Below are 21,970 nucleotides of genomic sequence, written 5' to 3'. Positions count from 1 at the left end.
GCCGAAAGCAATACGCCCCGCAGCTGGCTAGAGCTGCGGGGCGTTGAGAGGTGACGAGCGGATTCGAACCGCTGTAGGAGGTTTTGCAGACCTCTACCTAGCCACTCGGTCACGTCACCTTGTAGGGGCTTGGGACGGCAAACTTACAACTGTTTTTGACTTCGGCCAACTTCCCCGTGCCCCGAACAGCCCGCCAGCAGCTTAACTAATACACGCTCAGGCAGTAGAAGCACGCTTTTTTCTTGCCCGGCGGGGCTGCAAGCAAACAAAAAGCTCCCGACCGCGTGGGCCGGGAGCTTTCTGATCTGAGGGCTAGGAAATGGGCCGCTTAGGCTTTGTCTTCCTTCTTCTCGTCGGCGTTTTCGTCGTTCGAGGCGGTCAGGTCCTTCACCTTCTCGGTGATGGTATCAACCACGTCGCCGGCTACTTCCTTGGCCTTTTCGAAAGCGGCGGAGTGGGTAGCAGCGTCTACTACGTCACCGGCAACTTCTTTAGCCTTGTCGATAGCGGCCGAAGCCGCCCCGGTTACCGCGGCGATGATGCCACCTTCGGCTTCGGGAGCTTCGTCGGCCTTGGCGGCCTTCGGCGAGCGGTCCGACAGCTTCTGCTCGGCATCGGCGCGCTCGTTGCCCATCAGCTTGTCGCGCAGGGCGCTCAGAGCGTCGAGGTCACCGAGGGTCGACTTCTCAGCGGTCTGGTTTTTCTTCAGGTCGCTGATTTTGCCTTCGCCAGCGGCCCCGGCAGCACCAGCGGCCGGCTTCTTCTTGGCGAACTTGGAAGCGCGGTTGCTTTCCTCCTCCTGCTGGCTGTAGGTAGCCGTGTGCGAGAGAACGATGCGGCGGTCATCTTTCGAGAACTCCGATACTTTGAAGTCGAGCGAGTCGCCAACCTCGGGCTGCGAGCCGTCTTCCTTCACCAGCGACTTGGGGTAAGCAAAGCCTTCGATGCCGTAGGGCAGCTCCAGCACGGCGCCGCGGTCCGACTTCTCGGTGATGGTTGCCTTGTGGGTCGAGCCGGGGGTGAACACCGTCTGGAAGGTATCCCAGGGGTTTTCTTCCAGCTGCTTGTGGCCCAAAGCCAGGCGGCGGTTCTGCACGTCCAGCTCCAGTACTACCACGTCCAGACGGTCGCCCACCTTCACCATTTCGGAGGGGTGCTTCACCTTCTTGGTCCACGACAGGTCCGACACGTGCACCAGGCCGTCAACTCCTTCTTCCAGCTCTACGAACAGGCCGAAGTTGGTCAGGTTGCGCACCAGGCCGTTGTGCTTGGTGCCCACGGCGTACTTGCCACCGAAATCGGCGCGGGTCCAGGGGTCTTCGCTCAGCTGCTTGATACCCAGGCTCATCTTGCGGTCTTCGCGGTCGAGGGTCAGGATCTGAGCCTCCACTACGTCGCCCTGCTTGATGAAGTCCTGCGGGTTGCGCAGGTGCTGGCTCCACGACATTTCCGAAACGTGGATCAGGCCTTCTACGCCGGGGACGATTTCCATGAACGCGCCGTAGTCGGCCACGTTCACGATGCGGCCCTGCACTTTCGAGCCGGGCTGCAGGTCCTGGGGCAGCGAATCCCACGGGTGCGGGGTCAGCTGCTTCAGGCCCAGCGAGATGCGCTTCTTGGCTTCGTCGAAGTCGAGCACTACTACGTTCAGCTTCTGGTCGAGCTGCAGCACTTCACTCGGATGGGCAATACGGCCCCACGAGATGTCGGTGATGTGCAGCAGGCCGTCGACGCCGCCGAGGTCGATGAACACGCCGAAGTTGGTCATGTTCTTGATAACGCCCTCCAGAATCTGGCCTTTCTCCAGGTTGTTGAGGATGGCTTCGCGCTGCTTCTCGAGGTCTTTCTCGATCAGGACTTTGTGCGAAACTACCACGTTGTCGAAGGCGGCGTTGATTTTCACCACTTTCACTTCCATGCGACGACCCACGTAGATGTCGAAGTCGCGGATGGGCTTCACGTCGATCTGCGAGCCGGGCAGGAAGGCTTCCACGCCGTCCAGCTCCATGATCAGACCGCCTTTGGTGCGGCGCTTCACTACGCCTTCCAGGATGTTGTCGAACTCCAGGGCGTCGTAGATGGCTTTCCAAGCCTGCTTGATCTTGGCCTTCTTACGGCTCAGAATCAGCTGCCCGTTGGCATCTTCCTGGTCTTCGATGAATACTTCTACTTCGTCACCGGGCTTGAGGTCGGTCAGGTCGCGGAATTCCGAGCGCGGAACCAGGCCGTCCGACTTAAAGCCGATGTTCACGATTACGTCGCGGTCGTTGACCGAAACCACCGTGCCTTTTACTACCTGCTCTTCCTCGACCGTGGTGAGGGTGCCGGCGTACATTTCTTCGAGGCGGGCGCGCTCCTCCTTGGAGTAGTTACCGCCGAAGCTGTTGGCTTCGAGGTTGTCCCAATCGAAGTTGTCTTGCAAATCTGCCATGATGTAGTGCAGTTGGCCCTGAATGTACACGTCCGGCGCAGGGCCCGCCTCCGGAACGCGTTTTTTATTGATGCACAGGGCCTAAGCCCCGGCCCGCCACCCTGGCGGGGCGGCAAAGATAGGAATTCAGCCTCAGATAATCACGGCTTTGCGCGGTCTAAGAAGCAAGAGTCTACCTGCACCGACTTTTGAATGTTCTCGACCTGATTTCTAAAGTTCTCGGTGTCGGTGCCCTGATAAAACAGTTGCAAAGACCGGTACCGACCCACATACCTGACCATTTTGCAGTACCTGCTTTTGTCCTTGATGGTGTAAGTGACTTCAATCGAACGATTACGCTGGTTGACGCTGCCAGCCAGTATTTCCGGCTTAGCATAGGGGTTCTTCTCCTTTAGAGCCTGCAATTCACCTTTAAGCTCGGGTAGCTTATTGTTGCCCGCGGGAAAGACGATTACCGAAACCACTACTCCATCCGGAAAAACCCGGCCGAAGTATTCCTGATACTCGCTGCCCGAACACGACGAGCAGTCGGGGCCAAAGACCGGCAATTTCTTACGGACGCTCCACTCTGCGGGAAGTTGCAGCTGCACCCGGCCCTCGGCTATTGCAACCGGAGTCGTAGTCTCCTGATGGCAGCCAGTCATAGTCAAAGCCACACCCATTGCAATTGACCAGGATTTCATAAGCGGCAGGAAAGGCAAAAGAGCTGTAACGAACGTTACAGCTCTTTCAAATGTAGAGGCAAACTACGCTCCTACCCCAGCACCGGCTCAGGCGCGTCGGCGAACTTGCGGTACTTGCCCAGCAGCCGGCCCACGCGGTAGGTCGTGGGAATCACGACGCGCTTGACGAAGCTCGGAATCAGCGGCAGGTCGTATTCGCGGGCGTAGCGGGTCATCAGGTAGGCCGCGTCGAAGGCATCGGGCTCGGGCTTGCCCGATTTCACCTGGGCCGCGTAGATTCCGGAGAGGAAAAACACGAGGGTGTTGGCCGGCTTCACCCAGCCGGTGCAGTTCAGCACGTCGGTGCCGCAGTTCCAGAAGCGGTGGGGCACGCCGCGCTTGAACACCACGGTTTCGCCCGCCTGGGCATACTGCACGGGCTGGCCCAGCACCTCGTAGGCCATCTGGCCCCGCACCACGGTCAGGGCCTCATCTTGCAGCCAGTGCGTGTGCATGAGCGGGCCGTGGCCGGGCGTCACGAAGTTTTCGACAATCAGCCGGTCGCCGTCGGGCTCCGGCTCCAGGCGGTGGAAGATGAGCTTTTCACCGAGGCCGTTCTCGATGACGTGGGGCAGGGTGGTTTTCATAGCGCAGAGGGTTGTAGGTTCGAGGTGCTACAAAGGTCTGCGCCCGCCCGCGGGCCTACTTGTATTTAACGGACATTCGAATAGATATGCCCGGGCAGGTGGCTTTTCAGGGCCAGGTACTCGCGCGGTGTGAGCTGGGTAAACGCGCGGAAGGTCTTGCTGAAGTGGGCCTGGTCGGTAAACTGGCAGCCGTGGGCAATCTGGGTCAGCGACTGGCCGGAGCCGTGCATCAGGTGCAGGGCCTGCAGATATTTCTTGTAGAGCAGGGTGCGCTCGGTGTTCATGCCCACCAGGGCCTGCAGCTTGCGCGTGAGGTGGCGCGGCGAGTAGCACAGCAGGTCGGAAAGCTGCGCCACCGACAGCGCCGGCTGGCCCGGATTGCTCAGGTAGCGGTCGAAAAACCGCTCCTGGGCGCTGAGGCTGGGCAGGCGCTGGAGCAGCCAGCCGGTAAACGCGGCCACGCGCCCGGCAAAGTCCGGCAGCTCGCCCAGCTGGTGCCAGAGCTGGTCGAGGCCGGCATCCACTAGGCTCATGTCGATGCACTGGTTGCTGAAGTCGGGCGCCTCAACGTTGAAGATGCTGCGCAGGGCCGTGGGCTGAAACACGACGCCGAACAGCAGGTGCGACTGGGGCAGCGCCAGCTGCACCGGGCAGGAGTTGAAGCCGTTGATAAAGCAGCGCGGCACCTGGTACAGGCGCGGGCCAATCCGGGCCTCCATGGCGGCGGAGTCGTTCAGGTTGAAGATCAGCTCAACCGTACCCTTGGGCATGATGGTTTCCCGAATGGCCACGGGGTCGTGCCGGTCCAGCTGCCAGCACAGCTGCACGGCCGCGTGCAGGGGCGAATGGGGCGGTATCGGGTGAACGTGTTCCATGCCGGGTTGCAGCAGTCCGCCGCTGCCTTCCGGGCGCAAAGTACCGGATTATCTATTCATTATACCTTAAGCTACCCTAACGCCCAGCCCTTAACCCGTGGGCAACCAGCCCGTTATCGCGCCGCCGTAGCCGCCTGGTTGCCCACGGGCAGGCCGGGCTTCAGCAGCGCGCTCAGCTCGGCGAAGGGCACGAACAGGCGGATTTCGCCCTGGGCGTAGCAGGCTACCTCGTAGGGCGCGTACACGAACACGGCCCCGCCGCTGGTCAGAAACACGTTGTCGGTGGCGGGCAGGTGCTTTTCAAACAGCGGGCCGTCGAGCGGGGCACCCGGGGCGAGGCGGAAGGCGCGGCGGGCGGCCTGGTCGAGCAACGGCACGAGGCGCGGCTTGCTGCCGGCGCGGAAGATATCGGCGAAGCGCAAGGGGCGGCCGGTGCGCGTGTCGTAGGTCTGCACCCGGGTGTTGTAGTTGCCGTGGGCGCCGCCGGTGTACCCGTAGGAGAAAAAGCCCACGCTGAGCAGCGGCGCCTGGTTCCACAGCACCCGCATCAGCTGCTGGTCGTCGTAGCGCAGGCCCAGGCCGCCGGCCGGGTAGCTGGCGGTGTCGCCTGGGGCAGGGCGGCTGCCGGCCGCGTCCTGGCGGTACTCCACGGCATAGCGGCGCACCTGCTGCCGCCACAGGCTGTCGATCGACGGGGCCGGCCGGGTTTCCACGGTGTCGCCGCGCAGGTGGCGGAGCAGATTGGCTGCCAGGGTTGCGGTAGCCGCGCCCGGGCCGGTCGGCAGCAGCGCCAGCAGGCGCAGCTGGGCGTGGGGCGAGCGGGCCTGCCCGGGAAAAGCGGCCACCGAATCGTGCAAGAAGCGCGACGCCAGCCGCAGGCTGCCCGCCGGCTGCCGCTCGCGCAGCTGCACGGGCCGCCCGCCAACGGTACCCCGCAGACTCGAACCCTGCCGCCGCAGCCGCCACACAATGCCCCGGTTATCGGGGCCGGTCTGGTGCTCGGGCTCGTAGTCAATCAGCACCAGGCTGTCGGCGCGGGCGGGGCTTTCGTAGTCGCCCATCAGCTCGAAGGGCTGGCCGTCGGGGCCGGCGTAGCTGGCGGCCACCCCGGCCGACTCGGTGTCGTTGCTCAGGCGCGGCCAGGCTTGCAGGTGCAGGGTGATGCTGTCGGCGGTGCCGGGCAGCAGGCCGCGGTACTGCCGGTACCAGGCGCCGGGCGAGTCGGTGGCCGCGGCGGGTGCCTGGGCTGCCGCGGCTGCGGGCGGGGCCGTTTCGGTCGACGACGTGCTTTGGTCGGAGCGGGAGTTGCAGGCGCTCAGCAGCAGGGCCAGGGCAGCGGCGCAGTACGGGGGCAGGAAGGGGCGGCTCATCGGGGCTAAAGGTGGGGGCTGCCGGCCGAACTCACAACCGCCGCCGGCGCCGACCGGGGCGCATCCCATTTTTTTCATCGGCGCCGGGGCCCGGTTCGTCTGCCGTCTTGTGTCGTTCGTGGCTTGCCGGGCGCCATTGCGTTTCTGCAGCTGCATCTACCACCCCAACCCCCGGCCGGCCGGCGCAGTACACCGAGCTTACTGTTTTCACCACAACCACACCCAACACCATGAGCTACCTTAAAGCTGGCCAGGACGCCCAGGGCAACGACGTCAACATCTTCTACCAGGACTGGGGCCAGGGCGACCCGGTGGTGCTGATTCACGGCTGGCCCGCCGACCACCAGATGTGGGAGCATCAGTCGCACGCACTGGCCCACCACGGCAAGCGCGTAGTGGCCTACGACCGGCGCGGCTTCGGCAAGTCGGACAAGCCCTGGGGCCGCTACGACTACGACGTACTGGCCGCCGACCTGCACGCCCTGCTCGAAGGCCTGAACCTGCAGAACGTGACGCTGGTGGGCTTTTCGATGGGTGGCGGCGAGGTGGTGCGCTACCTGAGCCGCTACGGCAGCGCCCGCGTGAGCCGGGCCGTGCTGGTATCGGCCGTGACGCCCTACCTGCTCAAAACCGACGATAACCCGACCGGGGTGCCGCAGGCCGAGTTCGACAAGATCATCGACGGCCTGCGCCAGGACCGCCCCGACTTCCTGCAGGCGTTTGGCAAGAAGTTCTACGGCCAGGGCCTCATCAGCCACCCCGTGAGCCAGGCCACCCTCGACTGGATGCAGCTGCTGTGTTTGCCGGCTTCGCCCCACGCCACCGGGGAGTGCGCCAAGGCCTTCAGCAGCACCGACTTCCGGTCCGACGTGCAAGCCATGACGGTGCCCACGCTCATCATCCACGGCACCAAGGACGAAACCGTGCCCATCGAGGCCAGCGGCGACCAAACCGCCCGGCTGCTGCCCCAGGCCCGTTACATCCGCTACGACGGCGCCCCGCACGGCCTGTTCATCACCGACAAGGACCGCTTGACCCAGGATTTGCTCGATTTCATGGGTGGAACTTCGGCCCGCCCGCAGTAAAGCAGCCCACGCCTCACCCACCGGCCCCGGTTGCGCTGCGGCGTAGCCGGGGCCGGTGCGTTTTGCGGGTGCCCAGTCCCATCGGCCGAGCAGCCCGCGCAGGTTGTACTTTCGCGCCGCCGGGCCCTGATTGCCCGCTCTCCCGCTGACATGAAATACCAGTGGCTTACGGCATGGGCCCTCGTCGTTCCGCTGGGGGCGGCCGGGCAGCAGGCCGATTCGGTTCAAGCCCCGCCGGCCGCTGCTGCCCCGCCGCTGACTTTCTTTGGCTACGTGGAGGGCTACTACGGCTACGACTTCCGGCACGCCCGCCAGCCGCGCCGGCCCGCCTTTTTGTACGCGCACGCCCGGCAGAACGAATTCTCCATCAACAATGCCCTGGTAGGGCTGCGCTACGAGCAGGGACACGTGCGCGCGGCGGCGGGCCTGCACGCCGGCACCTACGTGGCGGCCAACTACGCCGCCGAGGAAGCTGCCCTCAGACCTATCTACGAAGCCTACGCCGGCTTCCGGCCCTTTCGCCGCACGTGGCTGGACGTGGGCATCTTCAGCTCGCACCTTGGGTTCGAGTCGGCCATTGGCAAAGACAACTGGACGCTGTCCCGCTCGCTGATGGCGGAAAACTCGCCTTACTACGAAGCGGGCGCCCGCCTCACCTACGAGGCTTCGCCGCGGCTGACGCTGACTGCGCTGGTGCTGAACGGCTGGCAGAATATCGGTGAAACCAACGGCGCCAAGGCCCTGGGCACGCAGGTGCAGTGGAAACCGACGGCGCGGCTGGTGCTCAACAGCAGCAGCTTCTACGGCAACGAGCAGCCACGCGACTCGGTGCGGCGCCGGCGCTACTTCCACCATGCCTACGCCAGCTACGCCGCCACCCGCCGCCTCTCGCTGGCGGTGGTGGCCGACGTGGGCTGGCAGGAAAGCGAGCCAACGCGCCCCCGGGCCGACACATGGCACACCGCCGCCCTGCTGGCCCGCTTCCAGCTGGCCGCGGGCTGGCACGCGGCGCTGCGCGGCGAATATTACCGCGCCGGCCGAGGGGTTATCATCCGCGCGGCGGCTCCGCGCGGCGCGGCGGCCAACCTGCTGGTACGCGGGGCTTCGCTCAACCTCGACCACGCTCCCTCAGCCAACCTGCTGGTGCGCGTAGAAGGCCGGCTCCTCAGTGCCCCTACCGCGCTTTTTGACCGCTCCACCGCTCGCCCTACCCGCAGCTACGTCAACGTGACGACCAGCCTTGCCTGCTCGTTTTAGCCCGGGGCGGCGGTGCCCCTACCCCACCAGCGGCCTGGGGCGCCGGAGCTACGCCGCGCCAAAACCGTAGCTTCGGGGCCATTTTTCTTTCCGCCGACTTTTCGCGCCCATGCTTCGCCGCGCCCTTACTGCCCTCGACAAGCTGCGTTTTTGCCTGACGGCCGCCGCCGACCTGCGCTCGGGCCTGCGGCTGCTGAGCAACTCCAAGAAGTTCTCGGCCCTTGATGCCCACCGCCGCCCGCAGCCCACGGCCGATGCCGCCGAGTCCTACGCGCTGCGCCTGGGCCGGCAGCCCCAGCAGCTGCGGCTGCGCACCTACGCCGGCGACCTGTCGATTTTCTACGAGGTGTTCTGGCGTGGCAGCTACGACGTGCCCGCTTTGCGCGGCGCAAGCGTGCACACCATCGTCGATGCCGGGGCCAACGTGGGACTGGCGGCCCTGGACCTGCTGCTGCGCTTTCCCGCCGCCCGCGTCATCTGCCTGGAGCCCGAGGGGGCCAACGCCGAGCTGCTGCGCCACAACCTGGCGCCCTACGTGGCCAGCGGCCGGGCCGTGGTGGAGCGGGCTGCCCTGGCCAACGCCGATACCCAGGTGAGCATTCAGAGCCCCGGCTACGCCTACAACGCCACCGTGCGCGAGCAGGCCGGCGCCGACATGGTCCCCGCCTACTCCATGGCGTCGGTCATGCAGCGGCACGGGCTGGCGCACATCGACCTGCTGAAAATCGATGTGGAAGACTACGAGCAGGTAGTGTTTGCCCAACATACCGGGTGGCTGGCGCAGGTGCAGCACCTCATCATCGAAATTCACTCGCCCACCAGCCACGCCGTTACCATGCAGGCTCTGGGCCAGCACGGCTTCGTGGTCGAGCAGCTCTCGGGCCGCAGCGCCACCGAGGGCATTTTCTGGGGCCGGCGCGCATAAAAAAAGCCGGCGCGCGGGGCGTCGGCTTTTTCCGGAAAGCATATTTGGCGGCTAGGCGCGGCCCATCTGGCGCAGGAAGCCCACGTGGGAGGCAATGGCGTAGCGCATGCGGGGGAACTCGTTGTAGGTGACGTTGAACTCCCGGCAGGCTTGCTTGATGATCTTGCTGATGGCCGGGTAGTGCACGTGCGAAATCTTGGGAAACAAATGGTGCTCCACCTGGAAGTTCAGCCCGCCCACCAGCCAGCTGATGACGCGGTTGTCGGTGGCGAAGTTGGCCGTGGTCTTGATCTGGTGAATGGCCCACTCGTCTTCCAGCTTGTTTTTGGCGTCGGGCACCGGGAAGGCGGCCGTTTCCACGGTGTGGGCCAGCTGAAACACCAAGCTCAGCACCAGGCCCGCGAAGCAGGTCACCACCACGAAGCCGATCAGCCAGGAAGTAAAGCCCAGCATGTAGATGGGCAGGCCGATGTAGAGGCCCAGGTTGAGCACCTTGAAGCCCCAGAACACCAGGTGGTCGGTCAGCTCCATCTTCTTGAGAGCAATGGTGCCGATTTTGCGCTTGAAGTACTTCTGGTAGTCCATCACGAAAATCCACGAGATGTAGAGCAGGCAGTACAGAAACCAGAAGTACAGGTGCTGGAAGCGGTGCAGCTTGTAGCGCTTCTGCTCCAGGCTCATGCGCATCCAGGGCTGGATGTCGATGTCGTCGTCGGCGCCGTCGATGTTGGTGTACATGTGGTGCACCAGGTTGTGCTTGGCGTTCCACATGTAGCTGCTGCCGCCCAGCACGTTCAGGGTGAAAGCCGCGATGTTGTTGAGCCACTTGTGGTCGGAGAACGAGCCGTGGGCCCCGTCGTGCATCACGTTGAAGCCGATGGCGGCAATGGTGCCGCCCAGCACCACCGCTTCGAGCAGGGCCCAGACCGGCGCCGGGGTAAAGAACACCAGGTGCACGTAGAGGGCCACGAAGGCGGCCAGCAGAATCACGGCCTTGCTGAGCAGGCCGGTGCTGCCGGCCGTGGACTTGCCGGTTTCTTCGAAGTAGTGGTTGATGCGGTTTTTCAGCTCCACGTGAAAGGAGCGGCTGGCAGCAAATTTGGGAAGTGACATCTTGGCTTTTTTCTATGTGGGTTCCGGCTAGCAGCTGCTAGCGGAACGAAGCCAAAGTACCCACCTCGGCAACTGACTTGGCGCAGGCGCAGTAAGCCACGCGGCAAGGTACATATCCCAACGGCAATACATCGGGGGTGGTTCATACCGCGCTGCTAACTAGTAGCGCCGGGTACGGAAAAAGGGCCAACCCAGGCAGTGAGTGCCTGAATGGGCCCTTTTTTAATTTTCCCGGGTCGGCTGCTTGTTACGCCGCCTGCCCCATCTGGCGCAGGAAGGCCACGTGGGAGGCAATGGCGTAGCGCATGCGCGGGAATTCGTTGTAGGTGACGTTGAACTCCCGGCAGGCCTGCTTGATGATCTTGCTGATGGCCGGGTAGTGCACGTGCGAAATCTTGGGAAACAAATGGTGCTCCACCTGGAAGTTCAAGCCGCCCAGCAGCCAGGTCACCACCTTGTTGTCGGTGGCGAAGTTGGCGGTGGTTTTCAGCTGGTGCACGGCCCACTCGTCTTCCATCTTGTAGGTCTGCGCGTCGGGCACCGGAAAGGTGGCCGGCTCCACGGTGTGGGCCAGCTGAAACACCAGACTCAGCGAAAAGCCCGCCACGGCGGCAAAAATCAGGAAACCCACCAGCCAGGGCAGAAAGCCGACGATGTAGATGGGCAGCCCCACGAACAGCACCAGGTACAGCGCCTTGAAGCCCCAGAACACCAGCTGGTCGCTGGTTTCCATCTTCTTGAGCGGCACCGAGCCGATGGCACCCTTAAAGTACTTCTGGTAGTCCATCATCACCACCCAGGCCAGGTAAAACAGCGCGTACAGAAACCAGAAGTAGTAGTGCTGGTAGCGGTGCAGGGCGCGGCGCGGCTGGGTCTCGCTCAGCCGCAGCCAGGGCTGGGCGTCGATGTCGTCATCCACTCCGTCGATGTTGGTGTACATGTGGTGGATGAGGTTGTGCTTGGCGTTCCACATAAAGGAGTTGCCACCGAACACATTCAGGGTGAAAGCGGCGGTCTGGTTCAGCCACTTGTGCTGGGAGAACGAGCCGTGGGCCCCGTCGTGCATCACGTTGAAGCCGATGGCTGCCCCTACCCCACCCATCAGGATGCACTCCAGAATGGCCCAGCCGGCTGGGGGCGTGAAGAACACCAGGTGGATGTAGAGAAACAGCAGCGCGCCGGTGAGTAGGGCGGCCTTGGTAAACAGGGTGGCGTTGCCGGTGGTGGGCTTGCCGGCCTGCTCAAAATAGTCGTTGACGCGGCGCTTCAGCTCCTGGTGAAACGACTCTTTCTGCCGCACGGCGGCAAACTTGGGTACGGACATGCAAAAAGGAAAAGTAAACGGGAGGCAAAAGTACGAACACTTCGGCTCTGGTCGGCTGAAACCCAGTGGTCCAGAGCCTCAGCTACGCGCCGGGCGGGCCGCCGGGTTGGGCGCGGGCCCAAAAAAACCGGGCAGCCGCGCTGCGCCGGTTTAGTTGAGGTAGGCGTGCCAGGTGTGGTCGATGGCGCCGGCCGAGAGCTTGAGGAAGCTGGCCAGCGTGGGTTTCTTGGGCTTCTGCCTGACGATAAGGCCCGCCTCCTCGGGCGTTCGGTGGCCCTTGGCGTGGTTGCAGCGGGCGCAGGCCGTGAGCAGGTTGCCCCAGCTCGAGTCGCCGCCGCGCGAGCGGGGCATCACGTGGTCGAGCGTGAGGTTTTTGGTCGAGCCGCAGTACTGGCACTCAAAATGGTCGCGCTTCATGATGTTGTGGCGGCTCAGGGCAATGCCCTTGTAGGGCACGCGCACGTAGCGCTGCAGCTTGATGATGCTGGGCTTGGGGTAGGCCCGCGACACGGTGCGCAGAAACGCGCCCTCCTGGTGAGCTACCAGCTCGGCTTTGTCGAGGTACAGCAGCACGAAGGCCTTCTGCACGCTGCACAGGGTAATGGCGGAGTAGTCGCCATTCAATACGAGCACTTTCTGGTCCATACGGGGTGCAGGTCGTAAGCATGCGGAACTAGCGGTAAGCTAGAGGTTTCCGGACGTTTACGCAACCGTGCGCCCCCGTGGTTGGTTCAGCCGCGGGCCGCCGCTATTCGGGCAGCAGGCGCTTGATGAGGCGCAGCTTGTGGGTGTATTTCTGGCGCTGGCGGTTGAAGATGCCGTTGTGGTCGAGCGGGTCGATGCGCACCTCGCCGCTGGCGTGCAGAATCTGCTGGTCGTCGAGCAGCATGCCCACGTGAATGATGTTGCCCTCGGCGTTGTCGAAGAAGGCCAGGTCGCCGGGCTGGGTCTGGGCCACGAAGTGCACCGGCCGGCCGTGGTCGATCTGCTGGCGGGCGTCGCGCGGGAGCTGCACCCCAATCAGGCCGTAGAGCTGCTGCATCAGCCCCGAGCAGTCGATGCCGAACAGGGTGCGGCCGCCCCAGAGGTAGGGCGCCTTGAGAAACAGCTGGCCGGCCTTGAGCAGCAAGGCGGTGCGCTTGTCGGTGGGCCCCAGCAGGCCGTGGCCGTTGAGCGGGTTGCTGGCGGCGCCGTTGTAGAAGTAGGTGTCGTCGCCGAGGCGCAAACTCATGCCGTCGAAAAACGGCAGGCGGGCGCCCAGCGTGACGGGAATGCGGGCCGCGGCGCTGCTGACCACCTGTACCACGTCGAGGCTGCGGGGGTGGTCCTGGGCCAGCCAGGCCGCCAGGTACTCGGCCGACACGGGCTGGTGCTGCTTGGGGTCCATCCAGCCCACGTAGTTATCGGCCGCGGTGCGAATCTGCTGCCAGTTGCCCTGCACGAGCAGCACCGAGTAACAGTCGCCGAACACGAGCTGGGTAACGATTTCGGCTTTGTCCGATGGCTCGGCGCGCACCGGCACAACGCTCAGGGCGCAAATTCCGTGGTCCAATTTTTATTTGAGTGACAGGTGATGGGGTGACACGTGACAGGCGAGGAGGTGGCACGTAACAAGTGACAGGTGACAGGTGACAGGTCTCTTCGGCTCAGCTTCCGGTGTTCCCGACTTCAAAGTAACGTAACCCGCCGCACAGGAACAGTAAAGCCGCGTTTTTCACCTTTTACCCACCACCTCATCACCTGTTACGTGTCACGTGTTACCTGTTACCTCAACCTGTCCATTTCCCGCTTCTGGTCCTTGGCTTTGAGGTCTTCGCGCTTGTCGTAGAGCTTTTTGCCGCGGGCCAGGGCAATTTCCACCTTGGCGAAGCCCCGCTCGCTGATGAACATGCGGGTGGGAATGATGGTGAGGCCCTGCTCCTGGCTTTTGGCGTGCAGCTGGCGCATTTCCTTTTTGGTGAGCAGCAGTTGGCGCGGGCGGGTGGGCTCGTGGTTGTTGTAGGTGCCCTCGGTGTACTGGGCAATGGTCACGCCGTGCAGCCACAGCGTGCCGTTGTGCTGAAAGGTGCAGTAGCCCTCGGTGATGTTGGCGTTGCCCACCCGCAGGCTCTTGATTTCGGTGCCCACCAGCACCATGCCGGCGGTGTACTTGACGAGAAAGGAATATTCGTAGCCGGCGCGGCGGTTCTGGATGTTGACGTGGCGCGGGGCGTTTTCTTTGGCTTTGGCCATGGGAGTCGGGAGGGAGTCGCAGCGGGCCGCTGGGGAAGGGTCAGTGGCCCGGAAAAAGGTGTGGCAGCCGCCTAGCGGGCAGCTTCGGCGCGCAGCGTGGCAAAGCGGGCAGCAAGCTTTTGCTTGTCCACAATGCGCTGGCCGGTGCGGCCCGTGGCTACCAGCCGCGGGCCCACGCGGGCTTCTACGGTGCAGGTCAGCTCGCGGCCGTCGAGGGCGGCAAAGGTAGCAGTCAGCTCCAGGTTTTCGCCCGCAAAGGCCGGGGCGTGGTGCTGCACCTGCAGCATCGTACCGATTCCCTCCTCCCCGTCCTCGCGCATGTGCAGCACGAACAGGCGCCCCGCCCACTCCATTTCGCGGGCCAGGGCGAAAGTGCTCAACACCGGGTGCACCAGCCCGCCGCCGGCCGCGAAGTGGGCAAAATCGGCCGGTACGACGGTGTAGCGGTGGGTTTGCTGGTCACCGGGGCAGAAGGGGTTGGTCATTCTGGTTTTTGGTTGTTTGTTTTTGGTTTTTGGCCTGATTCGTTTTTCGTTGTTGGTTGTTCGTATGCCTACGCACCCATCAAAGGCACTAACTCTCAACCTTAAGGCACCAACTCCCAACAACGAAAAGCCAACCCTACCCCAGCTTTAGCCGCGGGTCGGGGCTGGCGAGCTGGGTGGTGAAGTCGCCGGCCTCGTACTGGAACTGGGCGGCCATGGCAATCATGCCGGCGTTGTCGGTGCAGTACTGGAAGGCGGGAATAAACACCTGCCAGCCCAGCTCCAGGGCCAGGCGCTGCAGCTCGGCGCGCAGGCCCGAGTTGGCGGCCACGCCCCCGGCAATGGCAATGTCAGTCAGACCATAATCTTTGGCCGCGCGGCGCAGTTGGCGCACCAGCGTCTGGATGATGGTGTGCTGGATGCTGGCGCAGAGGTCGGCCAGGTTTTCCTCGATGAACTTGGGATTCTGCTGGCTTTGCTGGCGCAGGAAGTACATCACGGCCGTTTTCACCCCGCTGAAGCTGAAGTCGTAGCCCGGCATCTGGTTCACGGGGAACGGGAAGCGCAGCGGGTTGCCTTGGCTGGCGAGCTTGTCGAGGCGCGGGCCGCCGGGGTAGGGCAAGCCCAGCAGCTTGGCGGTTTTGTCGAAGGCCTCGCCGGCGGCGTCGTCCTGGGTCTGGCCCACAATTTCCATGTCGAGCGGGCTGCGCACTACCACCAGCTGGGTGTGGCCGCCGCTCACCGTCAGGCACAGAAACGGAAACTGCGGCCGCGGCTCCTCAATGAAGTGGGCCAGGATGTGGGCCCGCATGTGGTTGACGCCAATCAGCGGCTTGCCCAGGGCCAGGGCGAAGCTCTTGGCAAACATGCCGCCCACCAGCAACGAGCCCAGCAGCCCCGGGCCCTGGGTGAAGGCCACCGCGTCGAGGTCTTCCTTCTGCACGCCGGCCTGGCGGAGGGCGGCCTGCACCACCGGCAGCAGGTGCTGCTGGTGGGCGCGCGAGGCCAGCTCGGGCACCACGCCGCCGTACTGCTCGTGCACCTGCTGGCCGGCCACCACGTTGGCCAGCAGCCGGCCGCCGGCTATTACGGCAGCCCCGGTGTCGTCGCACGACGATTCAATGGCGAGAATAAGCGGATGTTCGGGCATGGGAGTTTGCAGGGCTGAAAAACGGATACAGGGGGCGCAGCGGGGGAAAGCCGAAAATCCCGGTACTTGCTGCAAGCGAGAAAGCGGCGGGCGGGCCGAAACCCATTCGTCCTGGCTCGTCGCCGCCGTCCTCGGCACCCGGCACTACGCGCCAAGCACTAATTTCGCAGAAATTCCGTGGTTTGGGAAGGCACAAGCATCCCCGAAACCGGCGTTTACGTCTTGCAGCTGGGCCGATTGTTGTTGGCGCCGCCGCATTCCTTTCCTCCCGAAAACCGCGTGCAAGTTATAAAGGCCATTCTGAAGGTGCTGCTGGGGCTGCTGGTCGTGCTCGGCCTGGTGCTGGGCGTGGCGATGCTGGCCCTGCGCGTACCGGCCGTGCAGACGCGGGTGGCCCACCGCGTGGCCGACCTGCTCTCCGACAAGCTGGGCCACGAAGTCACGATCGGGCGCGTCGACGTGCGGCCCTTCACGCGGGTGGTGCTCGACCAGGTGCACGTGCTCGACCGCCGGGGCCAGGAGCTGTTCCACATCGGCCGCACCGAGGTCGACATCAGCGTCTTCTCCATCTTCTCGCCCAACAAGCTCTACATCAGCAAGGCCACGCTCACCGAGCCGCGGTTTTCCATGGTCACCTACGCCGGCCAGCCCGACTCCACCAACCTCGACCAGTTCATCGGGGCGGTAAAAAAGCTCATCGGCGCCCCCGACACCACCAAGGCCAAGACGCCCTTCGACTTCAAGATTGAGGCCGTGGACTTGCGCAACGCCCGCTTCGTGCTCGACCGCCAGAACGTGAAGCGCGAGCCGTACTACGGCAAGTCGATGGACTACGCGCACATGTTTATCGACAGCGTGTACGCCGACCTCTCGCAGATCTGGTTTCGGGGTGACACCATTCACGCCCGTATTGCCAACATGCGGGCCACCGACCTGCCCTCCAAAACCCGGCTGCGTCACCTCGCGGCCGACATGACCTACGCCTCCAAGTTCTGGGAATTCGAGGACCTGGACCTGCGCGTGGGCCGCAGCCGCCTGCGCGATTACGTCAAGTTCGAGTACGAGCATTTCCTGAACTTCACCGAGTTCAACGACTCGGTGAAGATGACCACCCGCCTGCAGCCCAGCGTGGTGTACTCCGACGACATTGCCCAGTTTGCCCCCCAGCTCTGGGGCTGGGGCGAGCGAATCACGATTTCGGGCGAGGCCAAGGGCTACGTGCGCAACTTCGTGGCCCGCAACCTCGACCTGCGCTACAGCAACGGCGGCACCCGCATCATCGGCAACGTGACGGCTGAGGGCCTGCCCGAGTGGAAGGAAACCTTTGCCGAGCTGCGCCTGCGCCCCGGCTCGGTGCTCAACCCCCGCGACCTGAAGCCCATTTTGCCCGCCAGCGTGTACCCCTACTTCCAGCGGCTGGGCACCGTGCAGCTCAACGGCCAGTTCCTGGGCTTCTACAACGACTTCGTGGCCAACGGCGACTTCCGCACCCGTCTGGGCAACCTCAGCTCCGACGTCAACCTGAAGTTCAAGAACGACGCGCGCTTCTCGTCCTACGCCGGCACGGTGCGCACCAGCGGCTTTCAGCTGGGCAAGCTGCTGGGCGACGAAAGCGTGGTGCGCGACGTGGCCATCAACGGCCGGGTGCAGGGCCAGGGCTTCACCCCTGAAGGTGCCCGCGCCCGCGTCACGGCCACCATTCCCCACATCTGGGTCAAGGGCTACCGCTACCGCAACATCCAGGTAACCGACGGCGAGCTGAGCCAGCAGTCCTTCGACGGCAAGGTGCGCGTGCAGGACCCCAACCTGCAGGTCAGCGGCGAGGGCACCATCAGCTTCGGCCGCCAGCAGGCCTTCGACGTGGTGGCCACGGTGCAGCGCGCCAACCTGCAGGCCCTGGGTTTGATTGACCGCCCGCTCACGATTTCGACCCGCGCCGACGTGAAGTTCCAGGGCCTGACCCTGGACGCGCTGCTGGGCCGTATTCACCTGCGCGACACCCGCCTGAACCTGCAGGGCCGCGCGGTGCACCTCGACACGCTCGATCTGCTAGCCACCCGCCGCAACGGCGAGCGGCTGCTGGCCATGCGCTCCGACGCCTTCAACTTGCGCGCCCAGGGCAACTTCGAGTTTTCGCGGGTGATTCGCGACGTGGAGCAGCTGGCCCAGGAGTACCTGCTCAACTTCGAGGGCGACGCGGCCGCCACCGCCGCCTACTACCGCCGCAAGCGCCGCCTGGCCGCCCCCGACTACGCCATTGCCCTGAACCTGTACCTGAAGCGGCCCAACCCGCTCATCCACGTCTTTCTGCCCCAGCTCACGCTCAGCGACTCGACCCGGGTGGAGGGCTCGTTTCGCAACGGCAACACGTCCATTCTGAATTTGAGCGGCACCGTGGCCCGCGTGCAGTACGACAGCATCCGGGCCGAGAATGTAGACTTCGACCTGCTGACCTCCAAGCTGCCCTACGCCCCCGAGGTACTGGCCCAGACCAGCATCACCAGCACCCGCCAGCGCCTGCCGGGACTGGGCGCCACCGAGCAGTTCTACGTGGAAGGCGTGTGGGACCAGGACAAGATCAACTTCTCCTCGTCGCTGGCGCAGACCGGCACCACCAACCGCGCCCAGATCAACGGGGCGCTGGACTTTCTGCCCGGCGCGGTGCAGCTGGTGTTCCGGCAGTCGGGCGTAAACCTGCTGGGCCGCGACTGGACCATTGCCCAGGACAACGTGATTACGGTGCGCGGCGGCGGGCGCGAAATCGACGTGCAGAACTTCACCATTGCCAGCGGCGAGCAGTTCATCAGCGCCGTGGGGCAGGTATCGGAAGACCCCACCCGCAGCCTGCACCTGGAAGTGCGCAACCTGGAGCTGGCTACCTTGGCCCCGCTCACGGGCCAGAACATGACCGGGCGCGTGTACGCCGTGGGCGACGTGCGCGGCGTATTCGGCCAGTTGGTGGCCGCCGCCCGCCTCAGCGTCGACTCGCTGTACTTCGACCGGGTGCTGATCGGCAACGTCACGGGCGTGTCGAACTGGGACAACCAGGCCAGCCGCCTGGGCGTGAACCTGAACGTGGAGCGCGACCGGCAGAACGTGCTGAGCGTGGCCGGCAGCATTGCCCCGGGAGCCGCGCAGGACCAGCTCAACCTCACCGGCGTGCTCAACGACGCGCCCATCAAGCTGGCCGAGCCCTTCCTGGCGGGCGTGCTCACCAACCTGGGCGGCACCAGCCGCGGCACCCTGCGCCTGACCGGCAAGTTTGCCTCGCCCCGCCTGCGCGGCGACGTGGACGTGCGCGGCGGGCAGCTCACTTTCGCCTACCTGAACACCACCTACACCTTCGAGGACCGCCTGCGCTTTTTCGAGGACCGCATGGTGTTCCGCAACATTCGCCTGCGCGACGTGCTGGGCAACACCGGCACCTTCGACGGCACCATCTACCACCGCGGCTTCGACGACATGCGCCTGGCGCTGCGGGCCTCCTTCCGCCGCATGCAGGTGCTCAACACCACCCGCCGCGACAACGAGCTGTACTTCGGCACGGCCTTCGCCACCGGCACGGCCACCGTGACTGGCCCGGTTGACAACCTGGTGATTGACGTGCGCGCCCGCACCGACGCGGGCACCCGCCTGGCTTTGCCCCTCGACAACGCCGCCACCGCCACCCAGGCCAACTACATCCGCTTCGTGAACCGCAACCCGGCCCTGCAGGACACCACCCGCACGCCCGTCGGGCCGGTGCGCCCCAAGGTCGATTTGTCGGGCATCATCTTCAACGGCGTGTTCGACGTGACGCCCGACGCCTACATGGAGGTGATTCTGGACGAAAGCACCGGCGACGTGATTCGCGGCTCGGCCGCCGGGCAGCTGCGCCTCAACATCGATACCCGCGGCGACTTCAACATGTACGGCCAGCTGGAAATCGTGCGCGGGGCCTACAACTTCACCCTGCAGGGCCTGGTAAACAAGGAGTTTCAGGTGCGGCCCGGCGGCTCGCTCACCTGGAACGGCGACCCGCTGGCCGGGCAGATGGACGTGACGGCCACCTATACCCAGCGCACCCCGCTGGCTCCCATTCTGCAGCAGGGCAGCGACGTGGGCAACGAAAACGCCACCGCCTCGGTGACGGCCGTGATGCACCTGACCGGCGACATGCTGCTGCCCCGCATTCAGCTGGGCCTGGAGTTCAACGACGCACCCTCGTCGCTGGAAGGCGCGCTGACCTCGTTTCTGTCGAGCATCCGCAACGACGAGCAGGAGCTGAACCGGCAGGTATTCTCGCTGCTGCTGTTTCGGCAGCTCTCCACCGTGGGCGGCTTCGGCAACGCGGCCCTGAGCGGCTCGGGCACGGTGCAGAACAGCCTGGGCCAGATTTTGTCGACCCAGCTGGGCTTGCTCACCTCGCAGATCGATCAGAACCTGGAAATCAACTTCAACCTCGACGGCGTGACGGCCGAAGAACTGCAGCGCCTGCAGGTGCGCCTGAGCTACAGCCTGCTCGAAGGCCGCCTGCGCTTCACCCGCCAGGGCGGCATCAGCAACAACGCCGTGGCCGGCTCGGTAACGCCCGAAAACCCCAGCGGCGTGGCCCAGACCTCGCTGGTGGGCGACCTGAGCCTGGAGTACTTTGTGCGCAAGGACGGCAAGTTCCGCGTACGCCTGCGCTACGAAACCACGCCCCGCGACCTGGGCCAGCAGTTCGTGAACCAGCAGCGGGCCGGCCTGAGCTTCGTGCACACCGAGCAGTTCGACAACCTCACTGAGCTGTTTGCCCGTAAGCGCCTGCGCCGCCGCGAGGAAGCCGCCCGCAAAGCCCGCGAGCAGCTCACCATCGATGACGACCCGCGGACAATACTGTAATCATTTATCAATTAACATTTATCAGCTATTCAACGACTCTCGGCTGTCGTTCAACGACTCCTGGGTTTACAGCATGATGTAGTGCCGGCTTCGGCAGGCGCCGCCGTCAGTAGCCCCACCTCATAGCTGATCTTTAGCCGGGCTTTCCAGAAGGTATCTGCTTGATCAATGTTAAATGATCAATGATAAATGACCTTACCTTTGCCCCTCATGCCCCAGTTCCGCCCCGCCCGTAAGAAAAAGCTTGGCAGCTACCCGCACACCATGGTGGTGTTCAGCATCACGCTGGCCTTGCTGGTCATTGGGCTGTTTGGGCTGCTGCTGGTGCACGCGCACAAGCTTTCCCAGGCCGTGCGCGAAAACCTGGAAGTGCAGGTGTACCTAGAGCGCAACCTGCCCGAAACCCAGCTGCTGGCCTTGCAGCGCAGCTTTGCCCAGAAGCCCTACGTGGCCTACCGGGGCAGCGAGCCGCAGGTGCGCTTCATGTCGAAGGAAGAAGGCGCCCAGGAATTTGTGCAGCTCACGGGCGAGGACTTCCAGCAGTTTCTGGGCGACAACCCTCTGCGCGACGCCTACATCCTGAAAATCAACGCCGAGTACGCCGACGTGAGCCAGCTGCGGCAGGTCAGCGCCGACTTGCGCCGGCAGCCGGGCGTGTTCGAGGTAACCTCCGTGGAGGAAAGCTTTATCAGCGACGTGAACCGCAACCTGCGCCGGGTGAGCCTGGTGCTGCTGGGCTTCGCCCTGCTGCTGACGGTGGTGGTGGTCATTCTCATCAACAATACTATTCGCCTGGCCTTGTTCTCGCAGCGCTTCCTGATTCGCTCCATGCAGCTGGTGGGTGCCACGTCGTGGTTTATTCAGCGGCCGTTTCTGCGCCGGGCCACCTGGCAGGGCATCGTGGGCGGGGTGCTGGCTGGCCTGATGCTGCTGGCTTTGCTGCAGTGGTCCTACCTGGAAGTCACCGAAATCCGCCTGCTGCGCGACGAGCGGCTGATTGGCGCGGTGCTGCTGACCCTGGTGGTGCTGGGCGGCGTCATCGGCTTTTTCAGCTCCTACCGCGCCGTGCGCAAGTACCTGCGCATGTCGCTCGACGATTTGTATTGATCCGGCCGGCCGCGGGCAACCGGCGGCCCCAAACCCTCATCTAGCGCGATATTCGCGCTTTGCTTATTACCCATACTGCTGCGGACCCGGGTCTGGCCCCGCTCCCCAGCTTAACGAACTGCTGCATATGACCTCTCCCCGCTTTGCTTTTGGGCCGCGCAACTACCGGCTGATGTTCCTGGGCCTGGGCGTGCTGGCCGCCGGCTTTATCACCATGTCGCTCGACGGCGAGGACTACGGCCAGGGCTTCCTGGGCCTCACGCTGGGCCCGCTGCTGCTGCTGGCCGGCTTTGTCATCGAGTTCTTCGCCATCATGGTGCGCTCGGGCCACGCCGCCGACGCCCCGGCCGCCCCGCTGAGCTCGACTGCTGGCCCGGCCGCGCCCGGCACTACCCCGCCGCCCGCCGCGCCGGTGCAGCCCACCTACCAACGGCGCTAACCTTC

General features: G+C 64.4%; 18 protein-coding genes and 1 tRNA gene. 6 read left to right on the top strand and 13 right to left on the bottom strand.

The genetic code is table 11. The features are described 5' to 3' along the window. Positions 1 to 48 precede the first annotated feature (48 nt). The 6 genes from ACE191_RS19530 to ACE191_RS19505 form a co-directional block, all read right to left on the bottom strand. Positions 49 to 119: transfer RNA gene (locus ACE191_RS19530), tRNA-Cys, on the bottom strand. Between the two features lie 209 nt (positions 120 to 328). Beyond that, on the bottom strand, positions 329 to 2,431 hold the full coding sequence (rpsA, locus tag ACE191_RS19525) for a 30S ribosomal protein S1 (protein WP_400193923.1): 2,103 nt from the start codon (positions 2,429 to 2,431) through the stop codon (positions 329 to 331). Between the two features lie 140 nt (positions 2,432 to 2,571). Beyond that, complete coding sequence (locus tag ACE191_RS19520) at positions 2,572 to 3,114, bottom strand: hypothetical protein (RefSeq protein WP_400193922.1); 543 nt, start codon at positions 3,112 to 3,114, stop codon at positions 2,572 to 2,574. Positions 3,115 to 3,185: 71 nt separating this feature from the next. Beyond that, positions 3,186 to 3,740, bottom strand: coding sequence for a cupin domain-containing protein (locus ACE191_RS19515; protein ID WP_400193921.1), 555 nt, complete (start codon positions 3,738 to 3,740; stop codon positions 3,186 to 3,188). Between the two features lie 65 nt (positions 3,741 to 3,805). Further along, the gene (locus tag ACE191_RS19510; protein ID WP_400193920.1) at positions 3,806 to 4,615 is read right to left on the bottom strand and encodes a helix-turn-helix domain-containing protein; all 810 of its coding nucleotides are present in this window, start codon (positions 4,613 to 4,615) and stop codon (positions 3,806 to 3,808) included. Positions 4,616 to 4,728: 113 nt separating this feature from the next. After that, the gene (locus ACE191_RS19505; RefSeq protein WP_400193919.1) at positions 4,729 to 5,985 is read right to left on the bottom strand and encodes a DUF3298 domain-containing protein; all 1,257 of its coding nucleotides are present in this window, start codon (positions 5,983 to 5,985) and stop codon (positions 4,729 to 4,731) included. Between the two features lie 230 nt (positions 5,986 to 6,215). Between ACE191_RS19505 and ACE191_RS19500 the strand changes: the two genes are divergently transcribed. The 3 genes from ACE191_RS19500 to ACE191_RS19490 all read left to right on the top strand — a co-directional run bounded on the left by ACE191_RS19500 (position 6,216) and on the right by ACE191_RS19490 (position 9,252). Next, positions 6,216 to 7,070: an alpha/beta fold hydrolase gene (locus tag ACE191_RS19500; RefSeq protein ID WP_400193918.1), complete on the top strand. Its 855-nt coding sequence runs from the start codon at positions 6,216 to 6,218 to the stop codon at positions 7,068 to 7,070. 150 nt (positions 7,071 to 7,220) lie between these two features. Then, positions 7,221 to 8,327 carry an outer membrane beta-barrel protein gene (locus ACE191_RS19495; RefSeq protein WP_400193917.1) on the top strand — a complete coding sequence of 369 codons (1,107 nt, stop codon included), beginning with the start codon at positions 7,221 to 7,223 and terminating at the stop codon, positions 8,325 to 8,327. 109 nt (positions 8,328 to 8,436) lie between these two features. Continuing rightward, positions 8,437 to 9,252 (top strand): FkbM family methyltransferase, encoded by an 816-nt coding sequence (locus ACE191_RS19490; RefSeq protein WP_400193916.1) that lies wholly within the window; start codon positions 8,437 to 8,439, stop codon positions 9,250 to 9,252. Between the two features lie 51 nt (positions 9,253 to 9,303). Here ACE191_RS19490 and ACE191_RS19485 read toward each other — a convergent pair whose 3' ends face one another. The 7 genes from ACE191_RS19485 to tsaD all read right to left on the bottom strand — a co-directional run bounded on the left by ACE191_RS19485 (position 9,304) and on the right by tsaD (position 15,556). Continuing rightward, complete coding sequence (locus ACE191_RS19485; protein ID WP_400193915.1) at positions 9,304 to 10,365, bottom strand: fatty acid desaturase family protein; 1,062 nt, start codon at positions 10,363 to 10,365, stop codon at positions 9,304 to 9,306. A 247-nt stretch (positions 10,366 to 10,612) separates the two neighbouring features. Beyond that, complete coding sequence (locus ACE191_RS19480) at positions 10,613 to 11,689, bottom strand: fatty acid desaturase family protein (RefSeq protein WP_400193914.1); 1,077 nt, start codon at positions 11,687 to 11,689, stop codon at positions 10,613 to 10,615. 150 nt (positions 11,690 to 11,839) lie between these two features. Further along, positions 11,840 to 12,334, bottom strand: a complete 495-nt coding sequence (locus tag ACE191_RS19475) for an HNH endonuclease (RefSeq protein WP_400193913.1) — start codon at positions 12,332 to 12,334, stop codon at positions 11,840 to 11,842. Positions 12,335 to 12,437: 103 nt separating this feature from the next. Next, positions 12,438 to 13,241, bottom strand: a complete 804-nt coding sequence (locus tag ACE191_RS19470) for an NlpC/P60 family protein (RefSeq protein ID WP_400193912.1) — start codon at positions 13,239 to 13,241, stop codon at positions 12,438 to 12,440. Between the two features lie 212 nt (positions 13,242 to 13,453). Further along, complete coding sequence (gene smpB, locus ACE191_RS19465; RefSeq protein WP_400193911.1) at positions 13,454 to 13,921, bottom strand: SsrA-binding protein SmpB; 468 nt, start codon at positions 13,919 to 13,921, stop codon at positions 13,454 to 13,456. A 71-nt stretch (positions 13,922 to 13,992) separates the two neighbouring features. Next, complete coding sequence (locus ACE191_RS19460; protein ID WP_400193910.1) at positions 13,993 to 14,406, bottom strand: thioesterase family protein; 414 nt, start codon at positions 14,404 to 14,406, stop codon at positions 13,993 to 13,995. A 136-nt stretch (positions 14,407 to 14,542) separates the two neighbouring features. Continuing rightward, positions 14,543 to 15,556 carry a tRNA (adenosine(37)-N6)-threonylcarbamoyltransferase complex transferase subunit TsaD gene (gene tsaD / locus ACE191_RS19455; protein WP_400193909.1) on the bottom strand — a complete coding sequence of 338 codons (1,014 nt, stop codon included), beginning with the start codon at positions 15,554 to 15,556 and terminating at the stop codon, positions 14,543 to 14,545. A gap of 279 nt (positions 15,557 to 15,835) precedes the next feature. On the opposite strand from tsaD, the gene ACE191_RS19450 reads away from it, so the two are divergent. From ACE191_RS19450 to ACE191_RS19440, 3 genes are all read left to right on the top strand, one after another. Next, positions 15,836 to 20,419, top strand: a complete 4,584-nt coding sequence (locus tag ACE191_RS19450) for a translocation/assembly module TamB domain-containing protein (RefSeq protein ID WP_400193908.1) — start codon at positions 15,836 to 15,838, stop codon at positions 20,417 to 20,419. 210 nt (positions 20,420 to 20,629) lie between these two features. Then, positions 20,630 to 21,526, top strand: coding sequence for a cell division protein FtsX (locus tag ACE191_RS19445; RefSeq protein WP_400193907.1), 897 nt, complete (start codon positions 20,630 to 20,632; stop codon positions 21,524 to 21,526). A gap of 127 nt (positions 21,527 to 21,653) precedes the next feature. Then, positions 21,654 to 21,965 (top strand): DUF3098 domain-containing protein, encoded by a 312-nt coding sequence (locus ACE191_RS19440; RefSeq protein WP_400193906.1) that lies wholly within the window; start codon positions 21,654 to 21,656, stop codon positions 21,963 to 21,965. The last annotated feature ends 5 nt before the right edge of the window (positions 21,966 to 21,970 follow it).

This window comes from Hymenobacter sp. B81 (assembly GCF_044628455.1).
Taxonomy (GTDB): Bacteria; Bacteroidota; Bacteroidia; order Cytophagales; family Hymenobacteraceae; genus Solirubrum.
Note: the sequence above shows the minus strand (reverse complement) of the source record. Positions and strands in the feature narration are given on the sequence as shown.